General features: G+C 67.7%; 12 protein-coding genes. 4 read left to right on the top strand and 8 right to left on the bottom strand.

Annotated elements, in window-relative coordinates; all coding sequences use genetic code 11:
• Nucleotides 1-123 precede the first annotated feature (123 nt).
• The 5 genes from ACIRQH_RS26800 to ngcE all read right to left on the bottom strand — a co-directional run bounded on the left by ACIRQH_RS26800 (nt 124) and on the right by ngcE (nt 6170).
• On the bottom strand, nt 124-1221 hold the full coding sequence (locus ACIRQH_RS26800; RefSeq protein WP_358818486.1) for a substrate-binding domain-containing protein: 1098 nt from the start codon (nt 1219-1221) through the stop codon (nt 124-126).
• 132 nt (nt 1222-1353) lie between these two features.
• Nucleotides 1354-2553 (bottom strand): ROK family transcriptional regulator, encoded by a 1200-nt coding sequence (locus ACIRQH_RS26795; RefSeq protein ID WP_358818437.1) that lies wholly within the window; start codon nt 2551-2553, stop codon nt 1354-1356.
• A 244-nt stretch (nt 2554-2797) separates the two neighbouring features.
• On the bottom strand, nt 2798-3736 hold the full coding sequence (locus ACIRQH_RS26790; protein WP_388867147.1) for a carbohydrate ABC transporter permease: 939 nt from the start codon (nt 3734-3736) through the stop codon (nt 2798-2800).
• A 15-nt stretch (nt 3737-3751) separates the two neighbouring features.
• Nucleotides 3752-4684, bottom strand: a complete 933-nt coding sequence (locus ACIRQH_RS26785) for a carbohydrate ABC transporter permease (protein ID WP_388867150.1) — start codon at nt 4682-4684, stop codon at nt 3752-3754.
• 34 nt (nt 4685-4718) lie between these two features.
• Nucleotides 4719-6170: an N-acetylglucosamine/diacetylchitobiose ABC transporter substrate-binding protein gene (gene ngcE, locus ACIRQH_RS26780; protein WP_388867153.1), complete on the bottom strand. Its 1452-nt coding sequence runs from the start codon at nt 6168-6170 to the stop codon at nt 4719-4721.
• A gap of 484 nt (nt 6171-6654) precedes the next feature.
• Here ngcE and ACIRQH_RS26775 point away from each other — a divergent pair, with 484 nt between their 5' ends.
• Nucleotides 6655-10479 carry a GH92 family glycosyl hydrolase gene (locus ACIRQH_RS26775; RefSeq protein ID WP_404227136.1) on the top strand — a complete coding sequence of 1275 codons (3825 nt, stop codon included), beginning with the start codon at nt 6655-6657 and terminating at the stop codon, nt 10477-10479.
• 88 nt (nt 10480-10567) lie between these two features.
• On the opposite strand, the gene ACIRQH_RS26770 is transcribed toward ACIRQH_RS26775, so the two are convergent.
• A complete protein-coding gene (locus tag ACIRQH_RS26770; protein ID WP_404227134.1) occupies nt 10568-13846 on the bottom strand; it encodes a GH92 family glycosyl hydrolase in 3279 nt (1092 codons plus the stop codon).
• A 497-nt stretch (nt 13847-14343) separates the two neighbouring features.
• Entirely contained in the window at nt 14344-17058 is a 2715-nt protein-coding gene (gene acnA / locus ACIRQH_RS26765; RefSeq protein ID WP_388933323.1) for an aconitate hydratase AcnA, read from the bottom strand.
• 600 nt (nt 17059-17658) lie between these two features.
• Between acnA and ACIRQH_RS26760 the strand changes: the two genes are divergently transcribed.
• The gene (locus ACIRQH_RS26760) at nt 17659-17850 is read left to right on the top strand and encodes a DUF4236 domain-containing protein (protein ID WP_081219920.1); all 192 of its coding nucleotides are present in this window, start codon (nt 17659-17661) and stop codon (nt 17848-17850) included.
• A gap of 240 nt (nt 17851-18090) precedes the next feature.
• Nucleotides 18091-19620 carry a UDP-N-acetylglucosamine 1-carboxyvinyltransferase gene (locus tag ACIRQH_RS26755; protein WP_358818442.1) on the top strand — a complete coding sequence of 510 codons (1530 nt, stop codon included), beginning with the start codon at nt 18091-18093 and terminating at the stop codon, nt 19618-19620.
• A gap of 19 nt (nt 19621-19639) precedes the next feature.
• Here the strand turns inward: ACIRQH_RS26755 and ACIRQH_RS26750 are convergent, their stop codons facing one another.
• Entirely contained in the window at nt 19640-20725 is a 1086-nt protein-coding gene (locus ACIRQH_RS26750) for an IS630 family transposase (RefSeq protein WP_404227132.1), read from the bottom strand.
• Between the two features lie 1201 nt (nt 20726-21926).
• On the opposite strand from ACIRQH_RS26750, the gene ACIRQH_RS26745 reads away from it, so the two are divergent.
• Nucleotides 21927-22436 (top strand): nucleoside-diphosphate kinase, encoded by a 510-nt coding sequence (locus tag ACIRQH_RS26745; RefSeq protein ID WP_404227131.1) that lies wholly within the window; start codon nt 21927-21929, stop codon nt 22434-22436.
• The last annotated feature ends 14 nt before the right edge of the window (nt 22437-22450 follow it).

Below are 22450 nucleotides of genomic sequence, written 5' to 3'. Positions count from 1 at the left end.
CCGGCGCCCCGCTTAGCTTGCGGGGCTGTTGGATGCGGGGCGCCGGAGGGGCTTTGTTCAGCAAGTCACGTACGGGAATTCAGGTACGAATTCCCGTACGCGGTTCGTGACTTGCGGTTGGTTCTACTGGAGACCGATCTTCTTGCAGGCCGCGGCGTAGGCCGTGGTGCAGATGTCGTTCACCGTGTAGACGCCGTCCTTGACGACGGTGTCCTTGATGTTGTCCTTGGTCAGCGAGGTGACCGGGACCAGGACGGACGCGACCTGCTTGGTGGTCGGGCTGTCGACCTTGTCCTTGGCGATGGAGTCGAGCGACTTGCCCTGGGCGAGCGCGACAGCCATCTCCGCGGCGGCGTCGGCCTCCGGGGCGTACGGCTTGTAGACGCTCATGAACTGGGTGCCGGCGACGATGCGCTGGACACCGGCGAGCTCGGCGTCCTGGCCGGTGACCGGGACGGAGATGCCGGCGGCCTTCAGAGCGGTGATGATACCGCCGGCCATGCCGTCGTTGGCGGAGTAGACGCCGACGATGTTCTTCTTGCCGAGAGCCGAGATGGCGCCCTCCATGTTGGAGTTGGCGTTCTCCGGCTTCCACTCCTTGGTGTCGTACTCCTTGCCGATGTTCACCTTGCCGTCCAGCACCTCGTGGGCACCGGCCTTGAACAGGGCGGCGTTCGGGTCGGTGACCGAACCGTTCATCATGACGATCTTGCCGGACTTGGCCTTGGAGCCGAGCGCCTTGAGAAGCGCCTCACCCTGCGTCTTGCCGACAGTCTTGTTGTCGAACGAGGTGTAGGCGTCGATCGGACCCTGCGCGAGGCGGTCGTAGGCCACGACCGGGATGCCGGCGTCCTTGGCCTTCTGGACCGAGCTCTTGATGGCGGCGGAGTCCACAGCGTCAACGATCAGCACGTCCACCTTGTTGGTGATCATGGTGTCGACCTGCTGGTTCTGGGTGCTCGCGTCCTGCTTGGCGTTGGCGTAGACGATCTTGCCCTTGCCGTTCGTGAGCTCCGAGACCTTCTTCTCGATCAGCGGCTTGTCGAACTTCTCGTAGCGGGCCGTCTGGTTCTCCGGAAGGAGCAGACCGACCTTGATCGCGTCGCCCTTCTTGGCGGAGCTGGAGCTGTCGCTCCCGCCGCCGGAGTCCTTGGCGCTGCCACAAGCGGCCAGCGAGACAGCCATTGCACCAGCGGCAACGGCAACGGCGGCACGACGCATCTGCGTGTTCACTTTGAAACCTCCCTGACGAGGCCGCGTCGTTGCGGCCGAGGTGGCTGGAAGTCAACTCGGCCACACGTGCGACGTCAAGAAGTAAATACTTAACGAGATGGCAACGGTGCCATGCGTTCTCTAAGTGAAGGCAGGCGTAGCAGCATTCAGAGAACCGTCCAAAAGCGACGAATCGCCCATCTCGCTGAGCGCGAGAGCGAGCGCTCCGAGCACCTCCGCACGGCCTCCAAGTGCCCCTGGCAACACCGAGAGTTGACGTGCCGCGCTGGGGATCGCATACCGGCCGACAGACTCCCTGATGGGCCCGAGAACGAGCTCCCCGGCCTCGGCGAGATCGCCGCCGAGGACGACCCGGCTCGGGTTCAGCAAATTGCAGAGATTCGCGACTCCACTCCCGATATGTCGGCCGACGTCGGCGATCACCCGACGGCAGCCCGGATCACCGTCCCGCGCGAGCCTGACCACCCCTTCCATGGTCAGGTCCGTGCCGTGACTGGACTGGAGGAGCGGCAGCACATAGCGCGCCGCCGCAAAGGTCTCCAGGCAGCCGCGGTTGCCGCAACGGCACACGGGGCCGGATTCATCAAGAGTAATATGCCCGATTTCTCCCGCTGTGCCACCCGGGCCGCGGTAGATCTTCCCGTCGATCACCAGGCCCGCGCCGACACCGCTCGCGACCTTGATGTACGCGAGGTCCCTGACCCCGCGCCCGCTCCCCCAGACCATCTCGCCGAGCGCGCCCAGATTGGCGTCGTTGTCCACGTGCACCGGCACGCCGAGCCGCCCCCGCAGCTCCTCGGCGGGCCTGGCACCGGTCCAGCCCGGCAGGATCGAGGTGGACCCGAGGGTCCCCGACTCCACGTCGATCGGACCCGGCACACCGAGCCCCACACCCGCGATCTTGGACCGGTCGACGCCGGTTGCCGCGATCAGACGACTGACCAGCTCCTCGGCCCGGTCGAAGCCCTGTGCGGCCGAGGCGTCGACGTCCAGCGGCTCGGACTCCTCCGCGAGCACCTGGTGGGCCAGATTCCCGACCGCGACGCGCAAATGGGTGTGACCGAAGTCCACCCCGATGACGATGCCGGCGTCCCCGCTCAGGGACACGCTGCGGGCCCTTCGCCCGCCCGCCGAAGTGGGAGTGACCTCGACCGTTCCCCCGTCCTTGAGTTCACGGACGATATTGGAAACGGTCGCGGCCGACAGGCCCGTCGTCCTCGCGATCTCCGCCTGCGTGAGCGATCCGGCGAGGCGCACCGCTCTTACGACGCGCTCCAGATTGGCTCGGTGCAGCGACGACTGCGACCCCGGAGTCTCCATCGACTCATCCACTCCTGCCCTCAGCCGGGCGGCCCCGATGCCACCCGTGTGATCCGGGTCACAGCAACGGGACGCCGGTCACTTACAAGTTGTGAACTCCAAGCTCCGCTGAACGGGTTACCGCAGTCAAGTCCTTGACGGAAATCGGGTCCGTCCAGTCTTGTTCGATTTCCGTCACCGTCCGGACACGCGGACGCCACCCCCGCGGGACGGGGGTGGCGTTGGCACGGAAGGGGCCGGAGGGCTACTTGAGCGTCGCCGAGGTGAGGCCGGCCTGTACCTGGCGCTGGAAGGACAGGTACACGATGAGCATCGGGATCATCGCGATCGTCACGCCCGCGAAGAGGACGGGAAGGTCGGTGGCGTACCCCTGCTGCTGCTGGAGCTGGATGAGTCCCTGCGTGAGGACGTAGCGTTCCGGGTCCGAACTGCTCTGCGGCTGCATCAGCACCGAGGGCAGGATGTACTGGTTCCACTGGCCCAGCACGTTGAAGATGCCGACGCTGAGCAGTCCGGGCTTGGCCATCGGGAGCATGACCTGGAAGAACGCCCGGGTGTGCGAGGCCCCGTCGAGGACCGCCGCCTCGAAGACCGCCCCGGGCAGTGTCCGGAAGAACGCGTGCATGAAGAACACGGTGAACGGCAGCGAGTAGGCCACGTACACCAGGACCAGGCCTTGGTACGAGTTCAGCATGTCGAGGCGCTTGACCATGAAGAACAGCGGGACCAGGGCGAGGAAGACGGGGAACATGGCCCCGCCGACGAAGAAGAAGTAGATGATCCGGTTGCCCGGGAACTCGTAGCGGGCCAGGACGTACGCCGCCATCGCCCCGAGGAGCATGGTCAGCGGGACCGAGAAGACCAGCACGATCAGGGTGTTGGCGAAGTAGTCGCCGATGCCCTTGTCCCAGGCCCTGCTGAAGACGTCCAGTTGCCAGTTGGACGGCCAGCCGAGGGCCGAACCGCCGATCTGCGCATCGGTCTTGAACGAGCTCAGGACGAGCCAGAGCAGCGGCAGGATGATCAGGACGGCCCACAGGGCCAGGAAGCCGTGCGAGAAGACGTTGAGGGCCATTCCCTCGGTGCGCTTGTCGCCCGGCCGGGGAGGGGCCTTCTTCACCGTTCGTTGCGGGGGTACTCCGGCGCCGTCGACCTTCGTCGGCTCCGTGATGGGTGCGCTCATAGTCGTGTCTCCCGCTCAGAACTCGATGCGCTCGCGGCGGGTGGCGCGCAGCGTGACCACGGACAGGATCAGGGTGAGAAGGAGCATGACGACGCCCATGGCACAGGCGTAGCCGCTCTTCCCGTAGTAGAGGAAGTTGCGCATCATGACGTTCGCCATGACCTCGCTGTGGTGGTCGGGCCCGCCGCCGTAGCCGGTGCCCTGCGTCGTGGTCGAGACGAGCACGAACATGTCCATCGCGATGATGCCGAGATAGACCCAGGCGGTCTGCACCGTGTCCCACAGCAGGGGCAGGGTGACCCGGAAGAACGTGTGGGTGCGGCTCGCGCCGTCCAGCAGCGCGGCCTCGTAGATGTCCTTCGGGATGGACTGCATGGCGGCGGAGAACAGCACCAGGTAGAAGCCGACGCCGTGCCAGACGACGACCGCCATCAGGCACCAGAGCACCAGGTTGGGCTCGTTCATCCACTCGATGGGGTTGTTGACGTCGACCAGGCCGAGCTTGATCAGCAGGCCGTTGAGCAGCCCGCCGCCGTCACTGCGGTAGAGGGCTCCGAAGAGCACCGCCACGATCGCGAGCGACAGCACCTGCGGGAAGAAGTACACGATCTTGTAGAAGCGCGAGCCGGCGACGCCCTGCACGCCACCGGCGCCGCCCCGCCCGCCCGCGTTCACCATGAAGGCGAAGAAGAGGGCGAGCAGGATGGTGATCACCGGGATGAACACCAGGAACAGGATGTTGTGCCAGATCGCTCCGAGGAATACGTCGTCCTGGAACAGCGCCTTGTAATTGTCCAGGCCGACGAAACTGAACGTCTGCGACTGGCCTCTCCAGTCGGTGAAGGAGTAGCCGATGGTCTGTATGTAAGGCCAGATCACGAAGATCAGATACAGCGCCAAAGGTGCGAGGAGAAACCCCGCGACGAACCGGTACTGCCCTTTTCGCATGGCATCCTGCCCCTGGTGTGCCGGGTTTACGTGATCAGTCGCGGTGGTTCTTCTTGGAGTCCGGGTCCTTGGCCGCCTTGTCGACCGCCGCCTGGGCCCGCTTCAGCCATTCCTTCGGCTGAATGCGCTTCGACATCAGCTCGTTGGACGCGTTCTCGATGGAGGTGCCCATCTCGCTGTACCAGTTGGGGTACAGGTAGTTGAACGTGTTGTCGCCGGCCGCCTTGGAGGCCTCGACCGTCGACTGCGTGCCGGGGCGCAGCTGCACGCCGTCGGCGACACCGTCCTTGAGGATGGTGAGCGAGTTGGCCTTCTGCGCGAAGAGCGTCGACCACTCCTTGGAGAGCATGGAGCGCATGAACTCCTTGGCCTCGGGCAGGTTCGCGGCCTTCGCCGGGATGATGAACGGCTCGCCGGAGCCGGCCCGGATCGCCTCGAACGGCAGCGCACTGTCCGGCAGGTTGGGCATCGGCATGAACTTCATGTCGAAGTCGTCCGGGGTCTGCTTGAGCTGCTCGTTCTCCAGCCAGGAACCACAGGTGATGAACGCGGCCTTGTACTGGTTCCACCGGGTCTGCGACTCGGTGTGGGTGAGGCCGTTGGTACCCGGCATCAGGTAGCCCTTTTCGACGATCTCGTAGATCGCCTCGACGGCCGCCTGGGCCGCGTCGCTGCCGACGAACGCCTTGGGGTCCAGGTTGTCGATCGCCTTCATGGCGTCCAGACCGCCCTTCTTGGCGATCAGGTCCATGATGGCGACGTTGATGTAGTACGGGTACTTGCCCTGGTGGGCGAGGCCGCCGATGCCCTGCGACTTGGCGTCCTTGCAGATGGCCAGGAAGTCGTCCCAGGTCTTGGGGACGTCCCAGCCCTTCTCCTTGAAGAGCTTGCCGGAGTACCAGAGGCCCCACACCGTGTAGATGTAGTTCAGGGAGACGACCTTGCCGCCCTGCAGGCCCGGGTCCAGCGTGCCCGGGATCAGGGTGTCGCGGACCTTCTTGCTCGGGTCGTCGATGGACGGAGCGTCGAGGACGGCCGCCAGGTCGAGGAGCTGACCGCTCTTGTAGAGCACGTCCAGCTTGATCTGCTGGGCGCCCGAGTCGTCGACGACGTCCGGCGGGTTGCCGCCGTTGAAGCGCGGCTGGAGCTTGCCGGTGATCTCCTGGGTGCCGGTGTGGGCGCTCTTGCTGCCCCACTTCTTGTCGAAGGCCGCTTCCCAGGCCTTGGCGTACTCGTCGCCGTAGCCGCCCTTGAAGACGACGACGTCGAGCTTGCCGCCGCCCTTCTTCACGCCGAAGGGGTTGTCCTTGCTGGTCTTGCCGGTGCCCTTGTCTCCGGAGTTGTCGTCGTCTCCCCCGCCGCTCGCACACGCGGACAGGAAGCTCATCGTCGGAACGGAGATCAGACCAAGTGCGGCCGACCTCTTGATGAGGTCACGGCGGCCGACACCCTCGGGGCTGCTGTTCTCGGCGGAAGTGGATCCCATGCTCAAGTCCTCGCCTTCTCCAGGACTCAGGCGGTGAACCGGATCCTCCCCGGCACCGCGGTTAGGTCAAGCTGGGGTCGTGCATGGGGGATTCACTGGGACGAATCGGCGGTAGGTGTATCGACCACGGTCCGCCGGCCCTCGAATTTCCCCCCTGGGTCCTGCCTGTCCAGAGCCTGTCGATCGACAGGCCGGACGCGACAGGTATAGTCCACTTCCCGCCAGCGGAGCAAGATCGAATGCAGGTTTGCCCGTCGGTCTTTTCCGAGTTGAGACCTCCCGGAAATATGGGGCAGCCACGGATCACCCCGACGAAGGCCCCCTGGGGGCCAACCTCCCGCAATGGAACCAATGCCTGGTTCGTCGCACGCATTCACCCCGGATGCCACATCCAACACCCTTGACAGCACAGACAACTTGACGCACCAATGGTCCTTGCGTACTGAAATTGACAACGTTGTCGATGTCCTGGGAGGGCTCGGGCATGCAGCAGAGAGCTCGGTACAGACGGAGTTCCACGGGTCGCGCCGGACGGCTTTCCCCGATCGCGCTGGGGGTGGCGGCACTTTCACTGGTGGCCGCCTCGCAGGGCGTGGCGGTCGCCCTGCCGGTCCAAGCGGCGGCACCTGAAGGGGACTTCAGCTCGTCGTTCGAATCGGGCGATCCGGCACCGGACTGGATCAACACGGTGGATACGGCGCCGGACGGGACGAAAAGGTCCTCCGGTGTCGACGGCGGCTACAGCACCGGCATCCCCGGGAACGTGACCGACCACGTCACCGACGTGCGTGCCAGTGACGAGAACACCGGCGGCGGGGAGGTCAAGGAAAACCTCGTCGACGGCGAGCCCAGCAGCAAGTGGCTGACCTTCGAGACCACCGGCTGGGCGGAGTTCGACCTGGACGCGCCGGTCAAGGTGGTCACGTACGCGCTCACCTCCGCGAACGACCACGACGAGCGCGACCCGAAGGACTGGACCCTCCAGGGCTCCACCGACGGCAAGGACTGGAAGACCCTAGACACCCGCTCCGGGGAGTCCTTCGGCGAGCGGTTCCAGACGAAGTCGTACGACATCGCGGGCCCGGCCGAATACCAGCACTTCCGGCTCGACGTCACGAAGAACAACGGCGGTGACATACTCCAGCTCGCCGACGTCCAGTTCTCGACCGGGCAGAGCGACGACCCGACGCCCAAGGACATGCTCTCGCTGGTGGACCGCGGACCGAGCGGCTCGCCCACCGCGAAGGCGGGCGCGGGCTTCACGGGCAAGCGGGCCCTGCGCTACGCCGGCACCCACAAGGGCGACGGCCGGGCGTACTCGTACAACAAGGTCTTCGACGTGAACGTGCGCGTAGGCCGGGACACCGAGCTGGGGTACCGGATCTTCCCCGCGATGGCGGACGGTGACCGGGACTACGACGCGACCAACGTGGCCGTGGACCTGGTCTTCACCGACGGCACGTCGCTGAGCGGGCTGAACGCCGTGGACCAGCACGGGTTCGCGCTCACTCCGCAGGGCCAGGGCGCGTCCAAGGTGCTGTACGTCAACCAGTGGAACAACGTGGCCTCGCGCATCGGCTCCGTCGCGGCCGGGAAGACCGTCGACCGGATCCTCCTCGCGTACGACTCGCCGAAGGGCCCCGCGAAGTTCCGCGGCTGGCTGGACGACGTCTCGCTGAAGACGGCAGCCCCGGAGAAGCCCAAGGCGCATCTGTCCGACTACGCGCTCACCACCCGCGGCACCAACTCCAGCGGCGGCTTCTCCCGCGGCAACAACTTCCCGGCGACGGCCGTCCCGCACGGCTTCAACTTCTGGACGCCGGTGACCAACGCGGGTTCGCTCAGCTGGCTGTACGACTACGCACGTGCGAACAACGCGGACAACCTGCCGACCATAGAGGCGTTCAGCGCGAGCCACGAGCCGAGCCCGTGGATGGGCGACCGGCAGACCTTCCAGGTGATGCCGTCCATCGCGGCCGGTACTCCTGACACCGCCCGGGACGCCCGCGAGCTGGCCTTCCGGCACGAGAACGAGACCGCGCGGCCGTACTACTACGGCGTGACCTTCGAGAACGGCCTCAAGGCGGAGATGGCGCCGACGGACCACGCGGCGGCTCTGCGCTTCACCTATCCCGGTGACGACGCGAACGTGGTGTTCGACAACGTCACCGAGCAGGCCGGGCTGACGCTCGACAGCGACGCGGGCGTGGTCACGGGCTACTCCGACGTGAAGTCCGGCCTGTCGACCGGCGCCACCCGGCTGTTCGTCTACGGGGTCTTCGACGCCCCCGTCATCGAGGGCAGCTCCAAGGGCGTCAAGGGCTACATGAAGCTCAAGCCCGGCGCCGACCACTCCGTCACGCTGCGCCTGGCGACCTCGCTGATCAGCGTGGACCAGGCCAAGGACAACCTGCGCCAGGAGATCCCGGACGGCACCTCGTTCACGGCAGTGAAGGCCGGGGCACAGAAGCAGTGGGACCGGCTGCTCGGCAAGGTCGAGGTCCAGGGCGCGACGCCGGACCAGCTGACGACGCTGTACTCCAGCATGTACCGGCTGTACCTGTATCCCAACTCCGGCTTCGAGAAGGTCGGTTCGACGTACCAGTACGCCTCGCCGTTCGCCCCCATGCCGAACCCTGACACCCCGACCCATACCGGCGCGAAGATCGTCGACGGCAAGGTGTACGTCAACAACGGCTTCTGGGACACCTATCGGACGACCTGGCCGGCCTACTCGTTCCTGACACCGAGTCAGGCGGGCGAGATGGTCGACGGGTTCGTGCAGCAGTACAAGGACGGCGGCTGGACCTCGCGCTGGTCCTCCCCCGGCTACGCGGACCTGATGACGGGCACCTCCTCGGACGTGGCGTTCGCGGACGCGTACGTCAAGGGGGTCAAGTTCGACGCCAAGGCGGCGTACGAGGCGGCCCTGAAGAACGCGACGGTCGTCCCGCCGACCTCCGGCGTCGGCCGCAAGGGCATGACCACCTCCCCCTTCCTCGGCTACACGAGCACCGACACGGGCGAAGGCCTGTCGTGGGCCATGGAGGGCTACAACAACGACTACGGCATCGCCGAGATGGGCCGGGCGCTCTACAAGAAGACGGGCGAGAAGCGCTACAAGGAGGAGTCGGACTACTTCCTCAACCGCGCCCAGGACTACGTGAACCTCTTCGACTCCAAGGCCGGCTTCTTCCAGGGCCGTGACGCGAAGGGCGACTGGCGGGTCGACTCCGCGAAGTACGACCCGCGCGTGTGGGGCTACGACTACACGGAGACCAACGGCTGGGGCTACGCCTTCACCGCGCCGCAGGACTCCCGGGGGCTGGCCAACCTGTACGGCGGCCGTTCCGCGCTCGCGGACAAGCTCGACACGTACTTCGCGACCCCCGAGACGGCCTCGCCGGACGTCGTCGGCTCCTACGGCGGTGTCATCCACGAGATGACCGAGGCCCGGGACGTCCGGATGGGCATGTACGGGCACTCCAACCAGGTCGCCCACCACGTCAACTACATGTACGACGCGGCCGGGCAGCCCTGGAAGACGCAGAAGAACGTCCGCGAGGTCCTCTCCCGGCTCTACGCCGGCAGCGAGATCGGGCAGGGCTACCACGGTGACGAGGACAACGGCGAGCAGTCGGCCTGGTACCTGTTCTCCTCGCTCGGCTTCTACCCGCTGGTGATGGGCAGCGGCGAGTACGCCATCGGCTCCCCGCTGTTCACGAAGGCGACAGTCCACCTGGAGAACGGACGGGACCTGGTGATCAAGGCCCCGCGCAACAGCTCGAAGAACATCTACGTGCAGGGGGTCCGGGTCGACGGAAAGCGCTGGAACTCGACGTCGCTCCCCCACTCGCTGATCTCGAAGGGCGGCCTGCTGGAGTTCGACATGGGCGCCAAGCCGTCCTCGTGGGGCACCGGAAAGAACGCGGCACCGGCCTCGATCACCCAGGACGACAAGGCGCCGTCGCCGCGTGCGGACACCCTCAAGGGTGACGGCGCGCTCTTCGACAACACCTCGGCGACCGACGCCGCCGTCACCTCGGTGGACCTGCCGGTCGGCGACGCCACCAAGGGGGTGCAGTACACGCTGACCTCCTCGGACCACACCAAGGCGCCGGCCGGCTGGACGCTCCAGGGCTCCTCGGACGGCACGACGTGGAAGGACCTCGACAAGCGGTCCGGCGAGTCCTTCCCCTGGGACAAGCAGACCCGGGCGTTCACGGTGGCGCATCCGGGCTCGTACGCCCACTACCGTCTCGTCCTCGACGACGCGGCGACCCTGGCGGAGGTGGAACTGCTCGCCTGACGCGCACGGCACGGCAGAAAGGGGCGGGCCCGGAGGAGACTCCGGGCCCGCCCCCGTTCGTGGCGGATCAACTCGGCTTGCTATGACCTCACTTGTTCACGGCGAGGGTGAAGACGTGCAGGTCCGCGTTGTCCGGGAGCTTGACGCTCTTGACGGTACGGCCGGCCGGGGCCTCGAAGGGCTTGGTGGCGAAGACGTACGTGGCCACCGGGTCCTTGTCCGCGCCGGCGACGTTGCGGTACGCGGCCTTGGCCACGGTGGCGTTGCCGTACTGGACGGTGCCGCCCCCGCCGCCGACGGTCCAGTCGGTGAAGGCCAGTTCGACGGAGTCGGTGCCGCCGTCGGTGTAGGTTACGGTCGCGTGGCTCTCCTGGTTGCCGTTGACGGCACTGCCGACGAAGGACAACCGGCCGACCGGGTCGGCGAGTTCGATGGTCTGGCCGGTCGCCGAGGCGTTGTCGGGGCGACCGGGGGGCGAGTCGGGCCAGGTGAAGGTGAGGCCGTCCACCGTGCCGTGCCCGCCCGGGGTCAGCCCCGCGTCGGCGAGGGCCTGGCGGGAGTAACTCCAGCCGCCCCCGTCGAAGTCGGCCTCGTCGTGGTCACCGGCGTCGTCGGAGACCCCGGTGTTGTCGTACGCCGCGAGCAGGGAGCCCGGGGCCGCGACGGTGAGGGCCACGGGCTGCGCGTACGAGGTGTCGGCGGAGGTCACCGTGACCTTGACGTCGTAGAACCCCTGCTCGGCGTCGTCGGCGGCGGTGAGGGTGATCCGCTGGGCGCCGTCGGTCACCGTGCCCTCGGCGGGTGTCGCCGTCACACCGTCGGGGGTGTCCACGTGGAAGCGCACGTCGGGTCCGGTGCCGCCGCTCAGCGCGAGGGCGCGGATGTCGAGCGCGGTGCTGCCGCCGGGAGCCAGCGTCGCCGCCGTCGGGCCGACCCCGATCTGGTACGGCTGCTCACCGGTGCGGAAGGAGGGCGGCGCCTCCTTCTCGGCGCTGCCCCAGGCCGTGTCGGGCGTTCCGGACAGCGTGTAGTCCAGCGTGCCGCCGTCGCGGACGAAGGAGGCCGGGAGCCAGGGCCGGTCGCTGGTGTGGCCGTCGACGCGCAGCGAACGGACGTAGGGGGCGTCCGCCGCCGCGCCCCGGGCCCGGATCTCGATGTCGCCGCGGCCCGGACGGTCGATCTCGATCCTCGGGAACAGCGGTGAGCCCAGGGTGAGTTCGGCGCGGGAGGGGACCTGGGGGTACATGCCGAGCGCGGAGAAGACGTACCAGGACGACATCTCGCCGAGGTCGTCGTTGCCGGGGATGCCCTCGGGGCGCGTCGACCAGAGCCGGGTCATCGCGGCGCGGACGGTCTCCTGCGCCTTGTACGGCGCGCCCGCGTAGTCGTACAGGTAGGGGACGTTGATCGACGGTTCGTTGTCCAGCTCGGACTTGTCGCCGCCGCTGCCGGTGAACGCCCAGCCGCCGTCGGCGTCGTGGAAGAAGGTGTCGAGGCGGTCGAGGGCCTTGTCGCGGCCGCCCATCGCGGCGAAGAGGCCCGCGGGGTCGTGCTGCACCATCCAGGTGTACTGGGCCGCCGTGCCCTCCACGAAGCCGTTGCCGGTCGCCGGGGTGAAGCCGGTGACCCAGCTGCCGTCGGCCTTGCGGTTGGCGACGTAGCCGCCTCCGGGGTCGGCCGCGATGTTGAAGTTGTTCTGCCACCACTGGGAGCGTTCGGCGAACTCGGTGGCGGTCTTCGTCTCGCCCGCCGCGGTGGCGAGCTGGGAGATGGCGAAGTCGGCGCCGGACATCTCCAGGGTCTCGGCCGCGCCGCCCCAGGCGTTGGTCACGGACGGCATGTAGTGGTGGTCGAGGTACTTGTCGAGGGAGGGCCGCTGGCCGACCGACAGGACGGGCTTGCCCGCCGAGGACAGGTCGCCCTCGGTCGGCACGGTGGCCGCCTTCACCAGGGAGGCGAGCGCGCCGCGCAGGTCGAAGTCGGTGCCGCCGAAGGCGCGGATGCCGGCGAGGGCGGCCGGTGAAGGGTCGCCGTTCATGACGTGCGTGCCGCTCGCGCCGTGCAGCCAGCGGTCCCAGACCCCGCCGTTCTGCCGGGCGAGTTCGAGCAGGGACTGCGCGATGTCGGAGCCCGTGTCCGGGTCGAGCAGGGTCAGCAGCTGCACCTGGGAACGGTAGACGTCCCATCCGGAGAAGGTGCCGTACTGCGCGGCGTGGCCCCGGCCCACGGTGTGCACCTCGTCGTCGGCGCCCCGGTATCTGCGGTCGGCGTCGCTGATGACGTTCGGGTGCAGGAGGGCGTGGTAGAGCGCGGTGTAGAAGGTGGTGCGGTCGCTGTCGGTGCCGCCGCCGACGCCGATCGCGCCGAGCCGGTCCCGCCAGGCGCGGTGGGCGGCGCTCCGGACGGAGGCGAAGGAGCGGTGCGGCGGGTTCTCGGCCGCGAGGTTGGCCGCGGCGCCGGCCTGGCTGACGTACGAGATGCCGACCTTGACGTTCACCGGGTCGACGCCGGGCTCGAACTGCACATAGCCGCCGGCGCCCTTGCCCGCGACGGGACGGCCGCCCTGCGCGAACCCACCGGTGCCGCCGCTCGCCTCGGTGGACCCGGGGCTGAGCCGGTCGTCCTGCCAGGTGCCGGTCGACGTGAAGGCGCGGTCGAAGCGGGCGGTGAAGTAGAGCGTGTAGTAGGAGCGTTGGCCCTCGGGGTCGAGGTAGCCGCAGAAGTTGCCGGAGGTGACGGAGCCGGAGACGGTGCGGGTCTTCGGGTCGATCCGCACGGTCGAGTCCGCCGAGCCGACCTCGGAGTTGGCGGTGCGGATCAGCAGCGAGGCGGCCTTGTCCTCGGGGAAGGTGAAGCGGCCCGAGCCGGTGCGCGCGGTGGCGGTGAGGTCGGCGGTCACCCCGGAGGCGAGGCCGACCGTGTAGTGGCCGGGCTCGGCCTGTTCGTCCGCGTGCGTGAAGTCGGCCGCGTAGACGGCGTCCTTGGTGTCGCTCGCCGGAGAGGAGGTGACCTCACCGGCGTAGGGGAAGAACGGGATGTCACCGCTGCCGCCCGCGCAGCCCGTGCCGGACATGTGGGTCAGGCTGAAGCCCCGGATGCGGGTGGCGTCGTACTGGTAGCCGCCCGGCGCGGCCGTGCGGGTGGCGTCCCCGCGGGTGTTCTCGGGGCTCCAGGAGAGCATGCCGAAGGGCGTGACGGCGCCCGGGAAGACGTTGCCGCCGTTCTTGGTGCCGATGAGCGGGTCGACGTGGACGGTGGGGTCCTGGACGAGTTCCGGTGGACCGGACGGGGGTGCGGCGAGCGCCGGAGTGGCGCCGGCGACCGTCAGGGCGACGGCCAGCAGGACGGTTGACGGACGGAAACGCATGACGCGGCCCCTCCTCCTTCGGACGGGTCGCGCACCACGGGTCGCACAAGCCGCTGGGACAGTAACGTGCGCCACGGGTACCACGGAAGACCGCCTGCGCCCCGGGGGACGCGCCCATGGCCCGCTCCGGTGATTCGGCCCGCGGGGGCGGGTGCGGCGGACGGTGTGGCCGGGATGTCCGTCAACTGCCTTGACATCGTTGTCCGTTGAGACGATAGAGTCATGCGCAGACCATGCAGACAACGTTGTCGCACACCATGGTCGTCACAAGCCGCACCATCCCGGGCTGGGCCTCCCCCGACCCGTCCGGGCTCGCGGACCGGGCGGGCCCGAACCCACCCGCCCGGTCCGCCCCGAGCTTCCCCGCGCCCACCGGTCCGGCAGGGCGCGGCTGTCGCGGGCCCGCCGGGCGCCCGCCCGCCTCTGGGGCGGGACAACGCGAAGGGCCGCACCCCCGCCGAACGGGGATGCGGCCCTCGACTCGCTTGCCGGACCGCTTACTTGCGGATCAGGTTGCGCAGCACGTACTGCATGATGCCGCCGTTGCGGTAGTAGTCCGCCTCGCCGGGGGTGTCGATGCGCACGACCGCGTCGAAGTCGACGCCGGTGTCGGTGGTGACCTTCACCGTGCGCGGGGTGGTGCCGTTGTTGAGCTCCTCGACACCGGTGAAGGAGAAGGTCTCCTCGCCGGTGAGGCCCAGGGACTCGGCCGTGGCGCCCTCCGGGAACTGGAGCGGCAGGACGCCCATGCCGATGAGGTTCGAGCGGTGGATGCGCTCGTACGACTCGGCGATGACGGCCTTGACGCCGAGGAGCGCGGTGCCCTTGGCGGCCCAGTCGCGGGACGAGCCGGAGCCGTACTCCTTGCCCGCCAGGATGACCAGCGGGATGCCCTGGTCGATGTAGTTGCGCGAGGCGTCGTAGATGAAGGAGACGGGGGCGTCGTCCTTCGTGAAGTCGCGGGTGTAGCCGCCCTCGGTGCCCGGCGCGATCTGGTTGCGCAGGCGGATGTTGGCGAACGTACCGCGGATCATGACCTCGTGGTTGCCACGGCGCGAGCCGTAGCTGTTGAAGTCACGACGCTCGACACCGTGCTCCGTGAGGTACTTGCCTCCGGGGGTGTCGGCCTTGATCGCACCGGCCGGGGAGATGTGGTCGGTGGTGACCGAGTCGCCGAGCTTGGCGAGGACGCGCGCGCCGGCGATGTCGGAGACCGGGGTGGTCTCCATCGTCATGCCCTCGAAGTAAGGAGGCTTGCGCACGTAGGTCGACTGCGGGTCCCACTCGAAGGTGTTGCCCTCTGGGATCGGCAGCGCCTGCCACTGGGCGTCGCCCGCGAAGACGTCCTGGTAGGACTTGTTGAACATGTCCTCGCCGATGGCGTTCGCCACGACGTCGTTGACCTCGGCCTCGGAGGGCCAGATGTCCTCGAGGTAGACCGGCTTGCCGTCCTGGTCGGTGCCCAGCGCGTCCTTGGTGACGTCCACCTTCATGGACCCCGCGAGGGCGTACGCGACGACCAGCGGCGGGGAGGCCAGGTAGTTCATCTTGACGTCGGGGTTGATGCGGCCCTCGAAGTTCCGGTTGCCGGAGAGGACCGAGGTGACGGCGAGGTCGTGGTCGTTGACGGCCTTGGAGACCTCGTCCGGCAGCGGGCCGGAGTTGCCGATGCAGGTGGTGCAGCCGTAACCGACCAGGTTGAAGCCGACCTTGTCGAGGTAGGGGGTGAGCCCCGCCTTGTCGAAGTAGTCGGTGACGACCTTGGAGCCCGGGGCGAGGGTGGTCTTGACCCACGGCTTGCGGGTCAGGCCCTTCTCGACGGCCTTCTTCGCGACGAGCGCGGCGGCGACCATGACGTACGGGTTCGAGGTGTTGGTGCAGGAGGTGATGGCCGCGACCGTCACCGCACCGTGGTCGATCTCGTAGGTCGAGCCGTCGGGGGCCGTGACCATGACCGGGTTGGAGGGGACGCCGTTCGTGGCGGCCGGGGAGTCGGAGGCCGGGAAGGACTCCTTGCCCGCCTCGTCGTCGTCGGCGACGTAGTTGCGCACGTCGCTCTTGAACTGCTCGGAGGCGTTCGCGAGGACGATGCGGTCCTGCGGGCGCTTCGGGCCGGCGATCGAGGGGACGACCGTGGAGAGGTCGAGCTCCAGCTTCTCGGAGAAGTCGGGCTCGGCGGCCGGGTCGAGCCAGAGGCCCTGCTCCTTGGCGTACGCCTCGACGAGCGCGATCTGCTGCTCGGAGCGGCCGGTCAGCTTGAGGTACTTGATGGTCTCGCCGTCGATCGGGAAGATCGCGGCGGTGGAGCCGAACTCCGGCGACATGTTGCCGATGGTGGCGCGGTTGGCCAGCGAGGTGGCGGCGACGCCCTCACCGTAGAACTCGACGAACTTGCCGACGACGCCGTGCTTGCGCAGCATCTCGGTGATCGTGAGGACCAGGTCGGTGGCGGTGGTGCCGGGGGTGAGCTCACCGGTGAGCTTGAAGCCGACGACGCGCGGGATGAGCATGGAGACCGGCTGGCCGAGCATCGCGGCCTCGGCCTCGATGCCGCCGACGCCCCAGCCGAGGACGCCCAGGCCGTTGACCATCGTGGTGTGCGAGTCGGTGCCGACGAGGGTGTCGGGGTACGCCTGGCCGCCTCGGACCATGACCGTACGGGCCAGGTGCTCGATGTTCACCTGGTGGACGATGCCGGTGCCCGGCGGGACGACCTTGAACTCGTCGAACGCGGTCTGGCCCCAGCGCAGGAACTGGTAGCGCTCCTTGTTGCGGCCGTACTCCAGCTCGACGTTCTGGGCGAACGCGGTGTTCGTGCCGAACTTGTCGGCGATGACGGAGTGGTCGATGACCAGCTCGGCCGGGGCCAGCGGGTTGATCTTCGCCGGGTCGCCGCCGAGCTCCTTGACGGCCTCACGCATGGTGGCGAGGTCGACGACGCAGGGCACGCCGGTGAAGTCCTGCATGATCACGCGGGCCGGCGTGAACTGGATCTCCTGGCTGGGCTGCGCCTGCGAGTCCCAGCCGCCGAGGGCCCGGATGTGGTCGGCGGTGATGTTCGCGCCGTCCTCGGTACGGAGCAGGTTCTCCAGCAGCACCTTCAGGCTGTACGGAAGGCGAGCCGAGCCTTCCACCTTGTCCAGCCGGAAGATCTCGTACGACTCGTCGCCCACCTGCAGCGTGCTGCGGGCGTCGAAGCTGTTCGCCGACACGACAGTCTCCTTCATTGATGTGCGCGTTCCCACCGCATCCTGCCGCCACGGCGTCCTGGCCAATCCGCTAAGGTAAGGCTAAGTTAGGTAACCCTTACCGTCGGATGGACGACGCAGTGCGGCCGCGGTACGCCTCGGCAGATATCTCGATGTCGAGATAACTCTAGTACATGGGCGCGGGCAGGTCATGTCCGGGCGCCCTGATGTCCACGCGGGTCCCCCTTGTCTCCGCCATGATGACCCTCCTGCCTCACCCCGCCTCGCGGACACGTCCGCGAGCGCCGACGGGCGCCGACGGGCGCCGACGGAGGGAACGGACGAAGCAGGAGACCGACCCCTCTCCCGTACCCGCGGGCGCCGACCCCTCTCCCGTACCCGCGGGCGCCGACCGCGTTCCCGGCCGCACCCCGGCCGCCCCCCTGACCGTGCCCCTCCATCAGCCCCTCAGGGACCTCGGTTTCCGCGACGCGGGACCCAGCGGGACGGTCACGCAGGGAAGTTGGCGGTCTCCGCTCGACAGAGGCAGGCACATCGGAGCACTTTCGGGGTACCAGGTGTTCTGCCGGGATCGCCCGGCGCAACCGAGGCGAAGGGGCAGTCATGCCGCTCACGTTCCGCAAGAGCTTCAAGATCTTTCCCGGCGTGCGACTGAACATCAACCGCAAGTCGATGTCCATCACCACGGGCGGCGACCACGGTCCGAGGTACACGCACAGCACCACCGGGCGCAGGACGACGTCGATGGACCTGCCGGGTCCGTTCGGTTGGCGCAAGACCCGTAAGGCAAAGTAACGCAAGAGCGACATAGGGCGGCAGTCTCGACGAACCGTCACAGACGCGTTTCTTCACGGCACTCACCGGCGGCGACGTCGACGGGCGGCACCTTCGGGAGCCCCTCGACGGTCGCCGCCGTGCTGTTGCGTGGCGCGCCACCACACCCGAACTCCCCCGCCCTCACCGGCCGATGGGGCCCATCACCCGGAAGGCGGCGCTCCATTTCTTTTTATCTCACATCCGATATACGGTCGCGCCATGGCAGACGACTACCTCGTACGTATCGGCAAGCTCATCCGTGACGCCCGGCAACACCGGGGCTGGACACAGGCGCAGCTTGCCGAGGCGCTCGGCACCAGTCAGAGCGCCGTCAATCGCATCGAGCGCGGCAACCAGAACATCAGCCTTGAGATGATCGCCCGTATCGGCGAAGCGCTGGACAGCGAGATCGTCTCGCTCGGCTACGCGGGTCCGATGCATCTGCGCGTCGTCGGCGGACGTCGTCTGTCCGGCTCGATCGACGTCAAGACCAGCAAGAACGCGTGTGTCGCGCTGCTGTGCGCGACGCTGCTGAACAAGGGGCGCACGGTGCTGCGCCGGGTCGCCCGCATCGAAGAGGTGTACCGCCTTCTGGAGGTGCTCGGTTCGATCGGTGTCCGCACCCGCTGGATCAACGGGGGCGTCGACCTGGAGATCGTGCCGCCGAGCGAGCTGGACATGGAGGCGATCGACGCGGCGGCCGCACGCCGCACTCGCTCCATCATCATGTTCCTGGGCCCGCTGCTGCACCGCCTGGACGCCTTCAAGCTGCCGTACGCGGGCGGTTGCGACCTCGGCACCCGGACCATCGAGCCGCACATGATCGCGCTGCGTCGGTTCGGGCTCGACATCGCGGCGACCGAGGGGCTCTACCACGCCCAGGTCGACCGGTCCGTCACTCCCGGGCGGCCGATCGTGCTGACCGAGCGCGGGGACACCGTCACCGAGAACGCGCTGCTCGCCGCCGCCCGCCACGACGGCGTGACCGTCATCCGCAACGCCTCGTCCAACTACATGGTCCAGGACCTGTGCTTCTTCCTGGAGGCCCTGGGCGTACGGGTGGAGGGCGTCGGCACCACCACGCTCACCGTGCACGGCGTGCCGAACATCGACGTCGACGTCGACTACTCGCCCTCCGAGGACCCGGTCGAGGCGATGAGCCTGCTCGCCGCCGCCGTGGTCACCGAGTCGGAACTGACGGTGCGGCGGGTGCCGATCGAGTTCCTGGAGATCGAGCTCGCGGTCCTGGAGGAGATGGGCCTCGACCACGACCGCACGCCCGAGTACTTCGCGGACAACGGACGTACGCGGCTGGTGGACCTGACCGTGCGGCCCTCCAAGCTGGAGGCGCCCATCGACAAGATCCACCCGATGCCGTTCCCCGGTCTGAACATCGACAACGTCCCGTTCTTCGCGGCCATCGCGGCCTCCGCGCAGGGCAAGACGCTGATCCACGACTGGGTCTACGACAACCGGGCGATCTACCTGACGGACCTCAACCGCCTCGGCGGCCGGCTCCAGCTCCTCGACCCGCACCGCGTCCTGGTCGAGGGCCCGACCCGCTGGCGCGCCGCCGAGATGATGTGCCCGCCCGCGCTGCGCCCCGCCGTGGTCGTCCTGCTCGCGATGATGGCCGCCGACGGCACCTCGGTGCTGCGCAACGTGTACGTCATCAACCGCGGCTACGAGGACCTCGCGGAACGCCTGAACTCGATCGGCGCGCAGATCGAGATCTTCCGGGACATCTGACCGCCGGAGTGTCGTGCCCCTAGTGAGCCGGTCCGGAGATGCGTGAGCAGTAGCGGCAGATGCGGTCGATGATCTGGTCGGCGGTCCTGGTCCATTTGAAGGGTCTGGCCTGGTCGTTCCAGACCTTGATCCAGTCCTCGAGTGCGGCCTTGAGGTCGTCGAGGGAGCAGAACACCCCGCGTTCGAGGCAGCGCCGTTCCAGTTCGGCGAACCACCGCTCGACCTGGTTGATCCACGACGAGTAGGTGGGGGTGAAGTGGAGGTGGAAACGGGGGTGCGTGAGCAGCCACTTGTGGGCCACCGGCGCCTTGTGGGCGGAGAGGTTGTCGCAGACCACGTGGACCGCCAGGCCCGGATCGGTCTGGCGGTCGATCTCGTCGAGGAAGTCGCGGAAGTCCACGGCCCGGTGCTGCGCGGACAGCTTCGTGATCACCTTGCCCGTCGCGGTGTTCAGGGCGGCGAACAGATCGACCGTGCCGTGGCGGACGTAGTCGAAGCTGCGCCGCTCGGGGACACCCGGCAGCATGGGCAGGACCGGCGCGGTCCGTTCAAGCGCCTGGATATGCGGCTTCTCGTCCACCGCGAACACCGCCGCGTTGGCCGGCGGGGCCAGGTAGAGGCCGATGACATCGCGGATCTTGTCGATCAGAAGCGGATCCGGGGAGATCTTGAAGGTCTCGGTCCGCCATGGCTGCAGGCCGAAGGCGTGCCAGATCCGCAGCACGCTCGCCGGCGAGATTCCCACGACCTTCGCCAGTTCCCGCTTCGACCAGTGTGTCCCGCCGTCGGGTGTCTGTTCCAGCGTGCGGACCACCACCTCTTCGACCCGGGCATCGGTGATGGTCCGTGGCACGCCGGGCCGCGGCTCGTCCGCGAGCCCGTCGAGCCGGTCACGCAGGAACCGCGTGCGCCATTTGGCGACGGTGCTCCTGTTCACCCCCAGCCGGGCCGCGACCGCCAGGTTCGGCCCGCCCTCCGCGCACGCCAGCACGATCCGTGCCCGCAGGGCCAGTCCCTGCGCGGTCGTCCGACGCCTGGCCCAGTTGCTCAACACCCGCCGCTCGGTCTCGCTCAGGACCAGCGGCTCCAGCCTGCTGTCACCCACAACCAACAGCAGACCGAAGCCAGTCGGCACCCGTCAGGCGAACCCGTGAATCGGTGCGGAAAGCACCTCACGTGGTGCCCAACGAACTCACAACCAGATCACTAGGAGATGAGGGGCACGACACTCCTAAATGCCTACTGACCTGCCGTTACACACTTGCGGGACCCTCCATTGATAGTCGCTGTTTTTCATCACCTTGTGCAACGCGCGTGCAAGATGATCTTAAATTGGTGACGATGCATCAGAGACATCTGAGTGACCGTCAGTATTCACGGAGAGTGCTCGCCAAAGGGGCCTCGCAATATCCGCACCGACGGTGCCACTGGCGTTCCTGAGATTCGGAGTTCAGTCCTAACCGCGCACGCGCATCAAGCGCACTACACCGCTACGGCCAGTTCCAGCCCGGACCTCCACGCGCACCGGCGCTCCTTCGATCATCCGGCTGACCCCCACGTCCGGGTCGGTGACCTGCTGACCGAGGCGCCCGCTGAGAGCATCCGCGACGACCCTGCCCGGGAACACGTCGTCTTGATGACCTGCCGGCCTCGACGTACGCGTCCGCCCTCCCATCCCGTTGGCGAAGGACACCTGCGCGGACATGTCCGTCAAGTACAAGGAGACGGCGCGGGGCGGGTTGGCTGTGAACATCATCGAGTGCTGAGCAAGTAGGCCCTGACCAGCGCGTTCTTATCTTTCAGCGCTGTCAGGGCCTCCCCTGCTTAGGCCGCGGCAAGTCCCCGGAATGTCCCTGGGACAGGCTTGAAAGTCCCCGAAAAGTCCCCGGATAAATTGCCTAAGACGGGCTTCCGACCTGAGGGTTCGTACACGTACTCAAACGTCGAACACCCCTCGGGCGCAGCCGCCCGGCAGCTCGCCCCTGTCCGACCCTCTGGCCGGATGAGCTTCGAGAGCGTGCGGTACGCATGGGCGTAGTGATCCGCAACCGATTGGAGATGGTCCACAGGTACTTCTGTTCCTCTCGGGTGAGCGACCGGGCGAGGGCCTGTACCTTTCACTGCTGGTACGCGCTCACACGGCGGCGCGCCCCTGCCTGCGCCGTAGCTCATGCACCGACCTGACGTCCTCCGGATCGAGGATCTTCGCATGTCCGGCAGACAGCGTTCCGGGCGCCGGTAACCTCAGAACTGGTGGCGCTCTGAGCGTCCGTCAAGTCGCCTATTCGAAAGCTGAAAGGGAAGCCATGGGCCAGATGCAGGAGCAGCCGGTGGAACGCACTCTCGTACTGCTGAAACCGGACGCGGTGGTACGCGGCTTCGCAGGGAAGATCATTTCCAGGTTCGAGGATGCGGCACTGAAAATCGTCGGCGTCAAGATGAAGCAGATGGACGCCGAGTTCACACGGCGCCACTACTTCGACCTCGAGGAACGACTCGGCCCGCAGGTGTACGGGATGACCTCCACGTTCATGCAGCAGACTCCCGTCATCGCGCTCGTCCTGGAGGGCGCCGACGCAGTGGCCACAGTGCGGAAGATCGTCGGCAACACCTACCCGAACGAGGCGGCGGCGGGGACGGTCCGTGGCGACTTCTCCCACTACAGCCGGTCGGCCAGCCTCGCCTCCGGCAAGGCCGTGGCGAATCTCGTCCACGCGTCCGGGAACAAGGAAGAGGCGGACATGGAAGTAGGGCTGTGGTTCGACAAGGGCGAACTGCACGACTACCGCACCCTCGCCGAGAACTTCACTTATTAAGCCGTGGGGAGCGT

The sequence above is a fragment of the Streptomyces sp. NPDC102279 genome, assembly GCF_044766365.1.
In the GTDB taxonomy this organism is placed as follows: domain Bacteria; phylum Actinomycetota; class Actinomycetes; order Streptomycetales; family Streptomycetaceae; genus Streptomyces.
The sequence above is the reverse complement of the archived record's forward strand: the minus strand, read 5'-3'. Positions and strand labels throughout refer to the sequence as shown.

Excerpts from the sequence above, each read along its gene's own strand:
- ACIRQH_RS26775 (WP_404227136.1), top strand. The coding sequence starts at position 6,655 with ATGCAGCAGAGAGCTCGGTACAGACGGAGTTCCACGGGTCGCGCCGGA.
- ACIRQH_RS26795 (WP_358818437.1), bottom strand. The coding sequence starts at position 2,553 with ATGGAGACTCCGGGGTCGCAGTCGTCGCTGCACCGAGCCAATCTGGAG.
- ACIRQH_RS26790 (WP_388867147.1), bottom strand. The coding sequence starts at position 3,736 with ATGAGCGCACCCATCACGGAGCCGACGAAGGTCGACGGCGCCGGAGTA.
- ACIRQH_RS26800 (WP_358818486.1), bottom strand. The coding sequence starts at position 1,221 with ATGCGTCGTGCCGCCGTTGCCGTTGCCGCTGGTGCAATGGCTGTCTCG.
- ACIRQH_RS26745 (WP_404227131.1), top strand. The coding sequence starts at position 21,927 with ATGGGCCAGATGCAGGAGCAGCCGGTGGAACGCACTCTCGTACTGCTG.
- ngcE (WP_388867153.1), bottom strand. The coding sequence starts at position 6,170 with ATGGGATCCACTTCCGCCGAGAACAGCAGCCCCGAGGGTGTCGGCCGC.
- ACIRQH_RS26755 (WP_358818442.1), top strand. The coding sequence starts at position 18,091 with ATGGCAGACGACTACCTCGTACGTATCGGCAAGCTCATCCGTGACGCC.
- ACIRQH_RS26770 (WP_404227134.1), bottom strand. The coding sequence starts at position 13,846 with ATGCGTTTCCGTCCGTCAACCGTCCTGCTGGCCGTCGCCCTGACGGTC.
- ACIRQH_RS26760 (WP_081219920.1), top strand. The coding sequence starts at position 17,659 with ATGCCGCTCACGTTCCGCAAGAGCTTCAAGATCTTTCCCGGCGTGCGA.
- ACIRQH_RS26785 (WP_388867150.1), bottom strand. The coding sequence starts at position 4,684 with ATGCGAAAAGGGCAGTACCGGTTCGTCGCGGGGTTTCTCCTCGCACCT.